Raw genomic sequence first — 13043 nt, 5'->3', positions numbered from 1 at the left:
GCGACCACGAGATCCCGGCCTCCGCCGGGATGACGGGATGAGTGTGTGCTACCTCAGTCCGATCACCGACAATTGGCGGCCATAGCTGTTTTCGCCTTTGTGGCACGCGCGACGATAGCTGAAATAATCCTGGGGCAAGGCATAGGTGTCCTGCCCGCCGATGGCAATTCGCGTCACCCCGGCGGCGGCAAGCCGCGCAGCGACATAGGCGGCGATGTCGAGCATCGCGTGGCCGGGCTTGCCCGCCGCGAAAAAGCGTTCGTTCGCGGGATCGTCGGCGACGAAGCGGTCCACAAAACCATCGTCGACCTCATAGGAAGCGCGGCCGATGCACGGGCCGATCGCGGCGGCGATGTTGGCGCGTCGGGCGCCAAGGCTCTCCATCGCATCGAGCGTTGCGTCGGTGACGCCCGCGAGCGCGCCCTTCCACCCCGCGTGCGCCGCGCCGACGACCGCGGCCTCACGGTCGGCGAACAGCACGGGTACGCAATCGGCGGTCAAGATGCCAAGCAGGATGCGGGGCGTGCGCGTCGCCATCGCATCGGCCTCGGGGCGAGCGGCGAGGTCGGTGCTTTCATCGACGATGACGCAGCGGTCGCCATGGACCTGATAGAGTCCGATGAGCGGCGCGCCGGGAAGCACGGCTTCGGCAACGCGCCGCCGGTTCTCGGCGATCCGCGCCGGATCGTCGCCCGACCCCAGACCGCAGTTGAGCGAGGCGAGGTCGCCCGCCGACACCCCGCCGCGGCGCCCGAAAAAGCCGTGCGCGACGCCGTCCAGCGTCGGCGCGGTGACGAAAGGCGCGCTCACAGGTCGAGCCGGAAAAAGCGGTCTTCGTCGATATGATTGCCGACGCGAAAGGCGTTGCGGCCGACATCGACGAAGCCATAGCGGCGGTAAAAGGCCTGCGCGCGGTCGTTGTCGACAAAGACCGACAGATAGAGGATCGACGCGCGCGCCCGTGCCCAGGCGATACCCCAGTCCATCAACGCCGCGGCGACGCCGGTGCCCTTCGCGGCTTCGGCGACGTAGAGCTGGTGAAGTTCGACGGCGTCGTCGGTCGGCTGGTCCGGCGGCAGGTCGAAATCGACCGGCCCCATCTTGATGAAGCCGAGGATCGTGCCGGGCTCGCCGCGCACCAGCGCGATGGCATAGTCGGGGTTCGCGATCTGGGCGCGCAGCTGTGCGGGCGGATTCCAGTCGGCGAGGAAGGCCGCGAGGTCGGCGGGGTCGTAAAGATGCCCGAACGTATGCTTGAACGACGCTTCGGCAAAGGCGCTGATCGCTTCGGCGTCGGCGGGTTCGGCGAACTGGATGGCGGTCATGCGGGAACTCCTGTGAAACCGGCAGGCGCGGGCCAGTTCGGTGCGGCGAAGGCGATCGCCTTGAACAGATCGCCCATCGCGTCCGCTTCCACCAGCCGGTCGCGCTGGCCCTGCAATTCGTCGGCGCGTGCGGGTGCGGCGGCGGCAAGCGACGCCAGCCGTGCGTCGATGCCCATGCGGCGCAGCCACGCGCCCTGCGGCACCGGGCCGGACACCGCGACGCCGCCCGCCCGCGCGGCGTCGGCCAGCGCGGTGAAATCGACATGCGCGGTAAGGTCGACGTCTCCCGGATCGGCGAAGGGGTCGGCGAAGCGGTGCGCCTTCACCGCCTGCAATGTGTCGCCCGCGGCGGGGCCGCAATAGCCATAGTCGACCGCCAGCATCGCGCCGCCCTGCCGCGACAGGTGAAAGGCGCAGCGCTGCATGATCGCGGCGGCGACGGGCATGGTTTCGACGATCGCGCCTTCGGCTTCGCCGCGCAGCGCCGCCGGGATCGCTTCGTCGGCGGGGATGTCGCCCGCGACCGGAACGCGACTCCCCTCGCGGCGCTCGACCATCCGCTCGCGCCAGCCGTCCGCGGTGTGGACATATTGGTGGATCGGCAGCGCGTCGAAAAACTCGTTGGCGACGATCAGCAGCGGCGCGTCGTCCGGCAGCGCGTCGACCTCGTCATGGTGCTGGGCGGCGGGCAGGCGCGCCAGCTGCGCCGCGCGCAGCGCCGGGCTGGTTTCGACGAGATGGATGCCGAGGGGTTCGCAGCCGAAGCGCGCCATCGTCCGCAGCGCATCGACGGCGAGAGTGCCGCGACCGGGGCCAAGCTCGACATAGCGAAAGGCGGGGCGGCCCGCGCGCGTCCACAGGTCGGCGATCCAGACGCCGACCATCTCGCCGAACATCTGACTGATTTCGGGCGCGGTGGTGAAATCGCCCGCGGCGCCGAGCGGATCGCGCGTCGCATAATAATGCGCGTTCGCCGCCGCCATATAATCGGCGACTGTCACCGGGCGCGCCGCCGCGATCTGGCTTATCAGTTCGTCGGGGGCGGGAGGTCCGTCACGCAACGGCATCGGGTCCGGCGATCGGCTCGACGCGCTGACGGCGCGCTTTCGCGGTCGCGACGAGCCAGACGCCCGCGAGCAGCATCGGGAGGGTCAGCGTCTGCCCCATCGTCAGCCCCCACGACAAGGTGCCGAGCTGGACGTCGGGTTCGCGCACGAACTCGACCGCAAAGCGGCTGAGGCCATAGATGATCGCCGCCATGCCGAACAGGAAACCCGGCTTGTAGCGCGCGTCGGTGCGCCAGAAGAAGAAGGCGAGGACCGCCATCATCAACAGGCCCTCGAGCCCGGCCTCGTAAAGCTGGCTGGGGTGGCGGGGGTCCATCGTGCCGCTGTCCGGAAAGATGATCGCCCACGGCACGGTGGTGGCGCGGCCCCACAGCTCGCCGTTCACGAAATTGGCGAGGCGGCCAAAGAAGAGCCCGAAGGGGACAACGCACGCGATATAATCGCAAAAGCGCAGGAAGCTGAGCCTGTCCTTGCGCGTCACATACCAGATCGCCACCAGCACGCCGACCACGCCGCCGTGCAGCGACATGCCGCCGTCCCACAGTTTGAAGATCGCCAGCGGATCGCCGATATAGGCGCCAAGGTTATAGAAGAGCACATAGCCGAGCCGTCCGCCGACGATGATTCCGAGCATGGCATAGAAGATCATGTCGTCGGCATGGCGTCGCGCCATCGGCGCGCCGGGCTGCGCGATCAGCTTCAGCAGATACCAGTAACCGACGAAAATCCCGGCCAGATAGGCGAGCGCATACCAGCGGATCGGCAGGCCGAAGACGCTGAACGCGATCTCGCTGTTGGGGCCCATCAGCTCCTCGAAGTTCACATATTGCGTTGCTTCGGCTAAGGTTGCAAAAAGAAACATATAGTCGCGCGATCCTTCCCCAGGAGAGGCCTCCCCATAAGGGGTAAGGCGAGCGAGACCAAGAGGAGAGATATACGATGCCATCAGCGCTCGATTTGCGCCTGGAAGCCGCCTATAATCTGATCACCGGACCGGGCGGACCGATCCAGGTCGGGTCCGTCGAACGCTTTGGCCGCCAGCTGCCCTTCATCACCAATGCGCCGACCAACCTTGCCGACTATGTCGCCTATTTCGCGATGCAGCATGGCGATGCGACCTTCCTCGTCGAAGGCGACGAGCGGCTGTCGTTCAAACAGGTCTATATGGCGGCGCGGCAGGTCGCGGCGGGGCTGGTCGAGGGATTCGGCGTCGAGCGCGGCGATCGCGTGGGCCTCGCGATGCGCAACGCCAATGCCTGGTGCGTCACCTATATCGGCATATTGCTGGCGGGCGGCTGCGCGACGCTGCTCAATGGCTGGTGGCAGGGCGGCGAGCTCGCCGCCGGGATCAGGGACAGCGAAGCCAGGCTCGTTATCGCCGACCCGCAGCGCGCGGCGCGGCTTGCCGAACCGGGCCTCGATCATGGCGCCGAGGTGGTGACGCTCGACATCGCCCGGCCGATCGACGAGGCCATCGCTCCCCTGGCGTCGAAGGGAAGCGCCGAAACGGTGCTGCCGACGCTCACCGGCCAGGATCTCGCGACGATCCTCTTCACCTCGGGATCGACCGGCCAGTCGAAGGGCGCCTATTCGCGCCACGAGGCGGTATGCCAAGCGATCTTCAACTATGTCACGCAGACCGCGAGCATCGTGCATCTGCTGACCGAGGACGGGCAGATGTCGGACATCCAGCCCGCGACCCTCATCTGCACGCCCTTGTTCCACGTCACCGCCGAAATCCCGGTGTTCCTGCAAAGCTTCGCGCTCGGTCGCAAGCTTGTCCTGATGCCGAAATGGAATGCCGAGGAGGCGATGCGGCTGATCCAGGATGAGCAGGTCAATTATTTCGTCGGCGTGCCGCTGATGAGCTATGAAATCCTCACGCATCCGAACCGCAAGAATTACGATTTGTCGACGTGCAAAAGCTATGCCGGCGGCGGCGCGCCGCGCCCGCCCGAACATGTGAAGCGGCTGGCGACCGAAATGGGCGAGGCCAAGCCCTTGCTCGGCTATGGCCTTACCGAAACCAACGCCGTCGGCTGCGGCATCATCAACGAAAATTACGTCGCCAAGCCGCTGTCGACCGGCCCGGCGTCGAAGCCGCTGGTCGATCTGGCAATTCTCGACGACAATGGCGAACCGGTGCCGCAGGGCGGCGTCGGCGAGGTGTGCATCCGCTCGGTGTGCAACTTTGAAGGCTATTGGAACAATGCGGCGGCGACCAGGGCGGCCTTTTTCGACAATGGCTATTTCCGCTCGGGCGACCTCGGCTATCTCGACGAGGACGGATACCTCTTCATCGTCGACCGCAAGAAGGACATCATCATCCGCGGCGGCGAAAATATCAGCTGCCAGGAGGTCGAGGCGGCGATCTACGAACATCCCGAAACGAACGAATGCGCCGTCTTCGGGCTTCCCGACGAGCGGCTGGGCGAAGTCGTCGGCGCGGTGATCTGGATGAAGCCGGAGAGCCAGGTCACCGCCGACGACATGAGCGCCTTCCTCAGCGCGCGGCTCGCGCCCTATAAGGTGCCGTGCAGGATCTGGATGTCGAACGAGGCGCTGCCCAAGCTCGGCAGCGAAAAGATCGACAAGGTCAGCCTGCGGAACCAGTATCGCGAAACCTATGCGGCGGAGGTCGCCGCGTAACCGAACCCCATGAAGGAGCGAACCGGGACCATGGCCGAGGCTGAAACTCCCATCGCTCCTTCGGGAACCGCCTCGCCGCCAACGCGCGTCTATCGCCACCGGCTGCCCGTGCGCATCTGGCACTGGGTCAATGCCGTCACCTTGCTTGTCCTGCTGATGAGCGGGCTGATGATCTTCAACGCGCACCCGCGGCTATACTGGGGGCAATATGGCGCGAACGCCGATTATGCCTGGTTCGCGATCGGATCGACGCCTGACACCGGCTATGTGCGCATCGGCGCCGCGCGGGTCGAGACCACCGGCGTCCTCGGCCGCTGGACCGATGCTGAGGGCGTGGAGAAGACCTGGGCCTTTCCCGGCTGGGCGACGATCCCGACCAGCTACAGCCTCGCCGACGGGCGGCGCTGGCATCTGCTGTTCGCGTGGGTGCTGGCGATCAGCCTGACGCTCTACATGCTGTGGACCGCGATCGGCGGGCATCTGAAAAAGGATTTGCACGTCCGCCGCGACGAATGGTCGCCGCGCCATATCTGGCACGACATCAGGGATCATGCCCGGCTGCGCTTCCCGACCGGGGAGGCGGCGGCGCGCTATAATATCCTCCAGAAACTCAGCTATATCGGGGTGATCTTCATCCTGCTGCCGCTGATGATCGCGACCGGGCTGACCATGTCGCCGGGGATCAACGCCGCGGCGCCGTGGCTGCTCGATCTGTTCGGCGGGCGCCAGTCGGCGCGTTCGATCCACTTCATCGGCGCCTGGGCGCTCGTGGCCTTTTTCCTCGTCCATATCGTCATGGTGCTGCTCGCGGGGCCGGTGAACGAAGTTCGCTCGATGGTGACTGGCTGGTTCCGCCTGCCGGTGGAGAAGGCAGAAAGCGAATGAGCATATATTTGCACTCCCTCGCCATCCCGGACTTGATCCGGGGTCCACTGCCGGCCTCGAAGTCATGGACCCCGGATCAAGTCCGGGGTGACGAAGGAGATAAAATCCCGATGCCGCGCCGCGAACTGATCGTCCGCGCCGGCGGGCTTGCCGCGACGCTGCCGCTGCTCGGCGCGTGCGATGCGATCAACGGCGCGCCCGCGGTGCGCAAGATATTGTCGATGGGCGAGGAGATGAACCGCGCGAGCCAGCGCGCGCTGATCGACCGTGATGCGCTCGCGCGCGAGTTCACCCGCGCCGACCTGTCGCCCGTCTTTCGCTCGAACGGCACGCGTCTGCCGCCGGGCGCAGCCTATGCCGCGCACGCCGCCACAGGCTTCGCCGACTGGCGCGTCGCCGTGACGGGGCTCGTCGCGCGGCCGCTGTCGCTGTCGCTGGCCGACATTCGCGCGATGCCGCAGCGCACGCAGATCACGCGCCACGACTGCGTCGAGGGGTGGAGCGCGATCGGCGAATGGACGGGGCCGCAGCTTCGCCGCATCCTCGCCGCGGCGGGGGTGAAGGATCGCGCGCGCTATATCGTCTTTCGCTGCGCCGACCGGCTTGGCGATGCGCTCTATTATGAAAGCTGCGACATGGTCGATGCGCTGCATCCGCAGACGATCCTCGCCTGGGCGCTCAACCGCGAAATCCTGCCGATCGCCAATGGCGCGCCGCTGCGCCTGCGGCTCGAACGCCAGCTCGGCTACAAGCACGCCAAATATGTCACGGCGATCGAGGCGGTCGACAGCTTGGGCGAGATCGGCGCGGGCAGGGGCGGCTATTGGGAAGACCGCATCGATTATGAATGGTATGCCGGCATCTGACCGCAACCATTTGCGGTCCAGAATGTTTGCTTCGTAAAATGTCGATCCTGCGTCCGTTTCTCTCCCGCATCGTTCGCAAGGGGCGCCTGACCGTCGTTGCGCCCGACGGCGCGCGCGAGACGTTCGGCGAACCCGCGCCCGGCTTTCCCGACGTCACCGTCCGCTTCACCAGCCGCCGCGGAATGCGGCGTATCCTGCTCGACCCGCGGCTCGGCGCGGGCGAGGCGTTCATGGACGGCGAGATGGAGCTGATCCAGGGCGACATCATGGACCTCGTCACCCTCATTCGCATGAACACGCCATGGGATCGCGGCGCAAGGCTCAAGGACAAGACATGGCTCGGCCGCCGCGCCGACTGGCTGAAGACGCGGCTCGGTTCGATCAACCGCCAGCGCCAGTCGCGCGCCAACGTCAGGCATCATTACGACATCGGCAACGAGCTTTACCGCCTCTTCCTCGACGACGACATGCAATATAGCTGCGCCTGGTGGTCGCGGCCCGACATGACGCTGGAGGAGGCGCAGGCGGCGAAAAAGGCGCATATCGCCGCAAAACTCGCGCTCGCGCCGGGGCAGCGCATTCTCGACATCGGCTGCGGCTGGGGCGGGATGGCGATCACCCTGGCGAAGCTCGAAGCGGTCGAGGTGCTCGGCATCACCCTGTCCGAAGAACAGCTGAGGCTGGCCCGCGAACGCGCCGCGGCGGCGGGGGTCGCCGACCGCGTGACGTTCGAGCTGATCGACTATCGCGACCTGGCCGCGCGCGATGCGGGGCGGTTCGACCGCATCGTCTCGGTCGGCATGTTCGAGCATGTCGGCGCCGCCAATTTCGAGGCCTTTTTCCGCGCCGCCGCCAATCTGATGACCGCCGACGGGGTGATGCTGCTCCACACGATCGGGCGCTTCGGGCGGCCGGGCGCGACCGACGCCTTCACGCGCAAATATATCTTCCCCGGCGGCTATATCCCGGCCTTGAGCGAGACATTGGCGGCGAGCGAAAAGAGCCGACTGATCGCCACCGACATCGAAACGCTGCGGCTGCATTATGCGCTGACCTTACGCCAATGGTATGCGCGCACGCTGGCGCACGAGGGCGAAATCAAGCGCATGATGGGCGACCGCTTCTTTCGCATGTGGTGCTTCTATCTCGCCGGCGCGACCGCGGCGTTCGAGAGCGGCGGGATGGGCAATTACCAGATCCAGTTCGCGCGCAGCCGCCACGCGCTGCCGCTGACGCGCGATTATATGGCGGCGGCCGAAGCCGAGTATCTTCGCCTCGTTTCCTGATCGTCTTTCCGGCCTTCGCGCGGATGACGGGTTAAACGGGATAGAGCTTGTTCATGCTGTCCCAGCTCAGCGCGACAAGTTGCTCCAGAACGCCAAGGTCCACATCGGCCAGCTTGTTGATATAAAGGCACGACTTGCCCGTCTTGTGCTTGCCGAGCCGCGCGAACAGCGCGTCGGCTTCGGCTTGCCGGTCGCAATACCGGCCCATCAGATAGACGGTCATCGCCGCCTTGCGCGGGCTGAAACCCGCACGGCACATCGTTCCCGACCGGCCGCTGTCATAGCGATAGTCATAGCTGCCATAGCCGATGATCGACGGTCCCCACATCTTCGGATCGAGGCCGGTGACGCGGCGGTGGATCGCATCGACCACCGCCGCTTCCTCGCGCCGCCGTGCATCCGGCACCGCGGCGATGAAGTCCGCGACCGATGCCGCGGTCGCCTGTGTTTTCAGTTCGGCTTTCGCCATCCGCTCCTCCTTGCCGGGACGCGCGGTCCTTACCGGCGCGTGCCGCCCTTCAGTTCGGCGGACAGCGCGGGTGCGGGCCAGATCACGTCGAGCGCCTGCTGGATCGCCGCGGTCGACACCGCGACGGTCCGGTTCAATGTGCCGTCATAGCCGAAATTGCCGCCAAGCGAATGGATATTGCCGTCGAAGGCGGTGCCGATCACGCTGCCGTCGCGCGCGATCACCGGCGACCCGGAATTGCCGCCGATGATGTCGTTCGTCGTCACGAAATCATAGACGCCATTTTTGTCGATCCGGCTTTCGGCCGTCACGAATCCCTCGGCGAGCTTGTAGGGAAGCTGGCCCGTCGCGCGGTCATAGGTGCCGCCGATTCGCGTCATTGCGGGCACCGGCTTGCCGCGTTCGGTCCACCCCTTCACCTGGCCATAGGACAGGCGCAGCGTGAAGGTCGCATCGGGATAGAGCGCGTCGCCATAGGCGGCGAAACGCGCCTTGGCGAGCCGCGCCTGCGCCGCGGTGACCGGCGCGTCATAGTCGCGGTCGAACGCCGTCTTGATCGCGCGCGAGCGCGGATCGAGCTGCGCGAAGAAGCGGATCATCGGATCGTCCGACGCCGTGATCGCCGCCGCGCCGCCGTCCCACAACTGCTTGCGATAGGCGGGATCGGCGAGCCTGGTGCCCGTCACCAGCCGCTCGGCCAGCGCCTCGGGGCTTTCCTTGCCGAGCAGCGCCTGGATGTCTTCATTGTCGGTGCCCAGATATTCGCGCGCCTTGCTCGCCCAGAATCCGACCGCCAGCTCCTCCAGCCAGGGATAGGTCGGCACCGGATCGGTCAGCCGCTTTTCGGTGAGCGGCAGCGCCGAATCGGTGAAACCGGGCAGGCGCTCGCTGTTCGGCTTCGCCCGCTCCGCGGCGGCGCGCACGAGCGTCTGCGCATAACCCGCGAGCGTCGAGAAGCTCGCCGGGCCGCGTTCGAGGAATACGCTGTCGAGATAGGTGTCGCGCCGCTTCGCCGTCGCGGCGTCGATCGCCGCCCAGGGGTCGCCGATTTCGGCATTGCCCTTCACCTTTTCGCGCAGCGCGGCTTCGTCGGCCGCCATCTTGGCGGTGAAGGCGGGGTCGTTCAATGCGCGAAACTGGCCCGACAGCGCCTTGAAACTATTTTCGATCCCGAACAGCTCGTCGGCGCCCTCGCGCGCCTTTTCGGGGCTTTCCTCCATCTTGGCGATGAGCCGCCCGCGATATTCGGAGAGCAGGAGCAGGGTGAGCGGCAGGCGTTCGGTGCGCTGAAAGGCGCGCTGCGTTTCGGTGAGCAGCCGCTGGGTCGATCCGGGGTTGCCGACGACGAAGGTGATCTCGCCCTCCTGCGGCGCGCGCGGGTTCCATTTGAGGTGCGCCGGGGTCGCGGCCGGCTTGCCATTTTCATAGGCGCGCAGGAAAGCGGCATCCATCGCATAGCGCGGGAAGTTGAAATTGTCGGGGTCGCCGCCGAAGAAAGCCGCCTGGAACTCGGGCGCCCAGGCGATGCGGACGTCGCTGTATTTGCGGTATTTATAAAGCTTGTACTGGCCGCCGCCGAACAGCGTGACGACCTGGCAGCGCGTTTTTTCGCGGTCGGTGCATTCGGCGGCCTCGATCTCCGCGATCCGCGCGTCGCGCGCCTTGACCAGCGCTTCGCCGTTCAGGCTGCCAATCGCCTTGGAAATCTCGCCGGTGACGTCGGTGATCGAGGTGACGACTTCGGCCTGCTGGCCGGGGCATTTGAGCTCGCGCGCGCGGTCGGCGGCGTTGAAGCCGCCCGCGACCAGGTCGTTATCGGCGCTCGACAGATTTTGCAGGCAGCCGACGACGCAATGATGATTGGTGAGGATCAGCCCCTCGCTCGACACAAAGGACGCCGAACAGCCCCCGGTCAGCCGCACCGCCGACGCGCGCGTATGGTCGAGCCATTTCTGGTCGGGCGCCCAGCCATAGGCCGCCTTGATCGCGTCGGTCGGCACCGCGTCGAAGGTCCACATGCCCTCCTCGGCCGCGGCGGGTGTGGAAATGGCAAAGGCGGTCGCGGCGGCGGAAGCGAAAGCAAGGGTCAGGCGCATGAAACTCCCCATTGATGAGATTTAGTATCGTTTGACACTAACGAGGGCGGAGCTGAGCGCCAAGCCATATGTGGCGGGCAGGGGTGATCAATCGGGCAATTTCCAGCGAAGCCGGTTAAGGTAATAGCCGGTCACCGTTTCGCCATCCGCACCGCGCGCCGGCGCGAATTTCGCGCGCTGCCGCAACAGAGAACATGTCCGCTGATCGAGTTCCTGATGTCCGCTTGACCGCACGATGCGGCAATCAACGATGGCGCCGTCCGGCCCGACGGTCAACAGGAAGTCGACTTCCCCTTCCATTCGGGCCCGGCGTGCTGCGGGCGGATAGTCGTCGCTGGTCGCCCACATGCCCGGAAAATTGGCAGGCTTGGGCGCGGCATGAATCGCGCGCATGGCCGCAACATCCATCCCCAACACAGCGAGCGTCGCATCCTGACATCGGGCAAACTGGCGAAAGGCCTCGCCCGCGCCAGTCCAATGCAGTTCGAGGGTCAGACTTCCGTTGGAAATGCGAAACGTCTGATCTTCCGACACCATGCCGGGAAGATAAAAATCATGCGAATACCAATGGAGGAAGCGTTCATTGCGGCCCGGCACACGGCCAGCTTGCGCATCGAAATCTCCAGTCATATCCTGTCCGGCGAGTGTTAGCTCGACCTTGCCCGACCGGCCCTTATCCAAAGCTGTCAGGCTGGCCAGCGTCGTTTGATACGTCGCGAGCGAGAAGCCTGACCGGAACTGGAGAAGAATCGTCTCCTCGCCGAGAACAAAGCTGCGCGAGAGCGTACAGTATTCGGGTTGTTGATGGAGATTTGTTGGCCCCGATGGTTGCCAGACTTTCGCCGCTGGGGTGGCAGCGGCGGGCGCCGCAAACAAGCAAGCCGCTAACAGCGGCGGGACCAATCCCGGTAGGTAAGGAGCTCGCATTGCGGCAGTTTCCGTAAGATTGGCTGTGCGTCAAGCCTTTGGCTTTGAACGACTTGCCTTGAGGCGCTGCCAAGTCGCCGGAAACGAGTGCTTCGTTCCGCAGCCATGGCTGTGATTTCTCTTCGCGAGCAGGCGTTGCGTCGTGGGGGAAGGACTGCTAGCCGCGCCCGCGTCAATCCCTACGTTCAAGGTGCAGCCATGTCCGATTCCATCAAGCGCGTCGTCCTCGCCTATTCGGGCGGTCTCGACACCAGCGTCATCCTGAAATGGCTGCAGGTCACCTATGGCTGCGAGGTCGTGACCTTCACCGCCGACCTGGGGCAGGGCGAAGAGCTGGAGCCCGCGCGCGCCAAGGCCGAGCTGATGGGGATCAAGCCCGAGCATATCTATATCGACGACCTGCGCGAGGAGTTCGTCCGCGACTTCGTCTTTCCGATGATGCGCGCCAATGCGCGTTATGAGGGCGATTACCTCCTTGGCACCTCCATCGCGCGTCCGCTCATCTCGAAGCGGCTGGTCGAGATTGCGAAGGAAACCGGCGCCGACGCGGTGGCGCACGGTGCGACGGGCAAGGGCAACGACCAGGTGCGTTTCGAGCTTTCGGCCTATGCGCTCAACCCCGACATCAAGGTCATTGCGCCGTGGCGCGAATGGGATCTGACCAGCCGCACCGCGCTCATTGACTTTGCCGAAAAGAACCAGATTCCGGTGCCGAAGGACAAGCGCGGCGAAAGCCCGTTCAGCACCGACGCCAACCTGCTCCACACCTCGTCGGAGGGCAAGGTGCTCGAGGATCCGTGGGAAGAAACCCCGGACTATGTCTATTCGCGCACGGTGAACCCGGAGGATGCGCCCGACACCCCCGAATATATCACGATCGATTTCGAGCGCGGCGACGGCGTCGCGCTGAACGGACAGGCGATGTCGCCCGCGACGCTGCTGGCGGCATTGAACGATCTTGGCCGCAAGCATGGCATCGGCCGCCTCGACCTCGTCGAAAACCGCTTCGTCGGCATGAAGTCGCGCGGCATGTACGAGACGCCGGGCGGCGAGATTTATGCTCGAGCTCATAGGGGAATCGAAAGCATCACGCTCGACCGCGGGGCCGCGCACCTGAAAGACGAGCTGATGCCCAAATATGCCGAGCTCATCTACAACGGCTTCTGGTTCGCGCCCGAGCGCGCGATGTTGCAGGCGGCGATCGACCACAGCCAGACGAATGTCACCGGCACGGTGCGGCTGAAGCTCTACAAGGGCAATGCAAGTGTCGTCGGCCGCAAGTCGCCGTTCAGCCTCTACAGCGAGCGCCATGTGACCTTCGAGGATGATGCCGGCGCCTATGACCAGAAGGACGCGGCCGGCTTCATCAAGCTCAACGCGCTGCGGCTGAAACTGCTCGCGAAACAGGGCGGGTAGGGGCGCGCGGCAGAGGTCATTCGGTTCGGCGCGTCCGGCCTTCAAAACGGTGACGGA

At 65.5% G+C, this 13043-nt stretch carries 12 protein-coding genes; 5 read left to right on the top strand and 7 right to left on the bottom strand.

What is annotated here, in order from left to right:
* Positions 1 to 48: 48 nt before the first annotated feature.
* The 4 genes from pgeF to lgt are packed head-to-tail and all read right to left on the bottom strand — an operon-like array spanning position 49 to position 3254.
* Positions 49 to 810, bottom strand: coding sequence for a peptidoglycan editing factor PgeF (gene pgeF, locus SPYCA_RS11690; protein WP_120220607.1), 762 nt, complete (start codon positions 808 to 810; stop codon positions 49 to 51).
* A complete protein-coding gene (locus tag SPYCA_RS11685) occupies positions 807 to 1325 on the bottom strand; it encodes a GNAT family N-acetyltransferase (protein ID WP_120220605.1) in 519 nt (172 codons plus the stop codon). The genes pgeF and SPYCA_RS11685 overlap by 4 nt, the downstream gene beginning before the upstream one ends.
* On the bottom strand, positions 1322 to 2392 hold the full coding sequence (locus SPYCA_RS11680) for a class I SAM-dependent methyltransferase (protein ID WP_120220603.1): 1071 nt from the start codon (positions 2390 to 2392) through the stop codon (positions 1322 to 1324). Before SPYCA_RS11680 ends, SPYCA_RS11685 begins: the two co-directional genes overlap by 4 nt.
* Positions 2379 to 3254: a prolipoprotein diacylglyceryl transferase gene (gene lgt / locus SPYCA_RS11675; protein WP_120220601.1), complete on the bottom strand. Its 876-nt coding sequence runs from the start codon at positions 3252 to 3254 to the stop codon at positions 2379 to 2381. The genes SPYCA_RS11680 and lgt overlap by 14 nt, the downstream gene beginning before the upstream one ends.
* 77 nt (positions 3255 to 3331) lie before the next feature.
* On the opposite strand from lgt, the gene SPYCA_RS11670 reads away from it, so the two are divergent.
* The 4 genes from SPYCA_RS11670 (at position 3332) to SPYCA_RS11655 (ending at position 8078) form a co-directional block, all read left to right on the top strand.
* The gene (locus tag SPYCA_RS11670; RefSeq protein WP_120220599.1) at positions 3332 to 5041 is read left to right on the top strand and encodes a class I adenylate-forming enzyme family protein; all 1710 of its coding nucleotides are present in this window, start codon (positions 3332 to 3334) and stop codon (positions 5039 to 5041) included.
* 30 nt (positions 5042 to 5071) lie between these two features.
* Positions 5072 to 5926, top strand: coding sequence for a cytochrome b/b6 domain-containing protein (locus SPYCA_RS11665; protein WP_120220597.1), 855 nt, complete (start codon positions 5072 to 5074; stop codon positions 5924 to 5926).
* 110 nt (positions 5927 to 6036) lie between these two features.
* Positions 6037 to 6792 (top strand): molybdopterin-dependent oxidoreductase, encoded by a 756-nt coding sequence (locus SPYCA_RS11660; RefSeq protein ID WP_120220595.1) that lies wholly within the window; start codon positions 6037 to 6039, stop codon positions 6790 to 6792.
* Between the two features lie 38 nt (positions 6793 to 6830).
* Complete coding sequence (locus tag SPYCA_RS11655) at positions 6831 to 8078, top strand: SAM-dependent methyltransferase (protein ID WP_120220593.1); 1248 nt, start codon at positions 6831 to 6833, stop codon at positions 8076 to 8078.
* 31 nt (positions 8079 to 8109) lie between these two features.
* Here the strand turns inward: SPYCA_RS11655 and SPYCA_RS11650 are convergent, their stop codons facing one another.
* The 3 genes from SPYCA_RS11650 to SPYCA_RS11640 form a co-directional block, all read right to left on the bottom strand.
* Complete coding sequence (locus tag SPYCA_RS11650; protein ID WP_120220591.1) at positions 8110 to 8547, bottom strand: DUF1801 domain-containing protein; 438 nt, start codon at positions 8545 to 8547, stop codon at positions 8110 to 8112.
* Between the two features lie 29 nt (positions 8548 to 8576).
* A complete protein-coding gene (locus SPYCA_RS11645; RefSeq protein ID WP_120220589.1) occupies positions 8577 to 10643 on the bottom strand; it encodes a S46 family peptidase in 2067 nt (688 codons plus the stop codon).
* Between the two features lie 87 nt (positions 10644 to 10730).
* Entirely contained in the window at positions 10731 to 11519 is a 789-nt protein-coding gene (locus SPYCA_RS11640) for an energy transducer TonB (RefSeq protein WP_172595051.1), read from the bottom strand.
* Between the two features lie 249 nt (positions 11520 to 11768).
* Between SPYCA_RS11640 and SPYCA_RS11635 the strand changes: the two genes are divergently transcribed.
* The gene (locus SPYCA_RS11635) at positions 11769 to 12986 is read left to right on the top strand and encodes an argininosuccinate synthase (RefSeq protein WP_120220585.1); all 1218 of its coding nucleotides are present in this window, start codon (positions 11769 to 11771) and stop codon (positions 12984 to 12986) included.
* The last annotated feature ends 57 nt before the right edge of the window (positions 12987 to 13043 follow it).

This window comes from Sphingopyxis sp. FD7, from assembly GCF_003609835.1.
Classification (GTDB): Bacteria; Pseudomonadota; Alphaproteobacteria; order Sphingomonadales; family Sphingomonadaceae; genus Sphingopyxis.
This window is presented reverse-complemented; position numbering and strand designations above follow the sequence as displayed.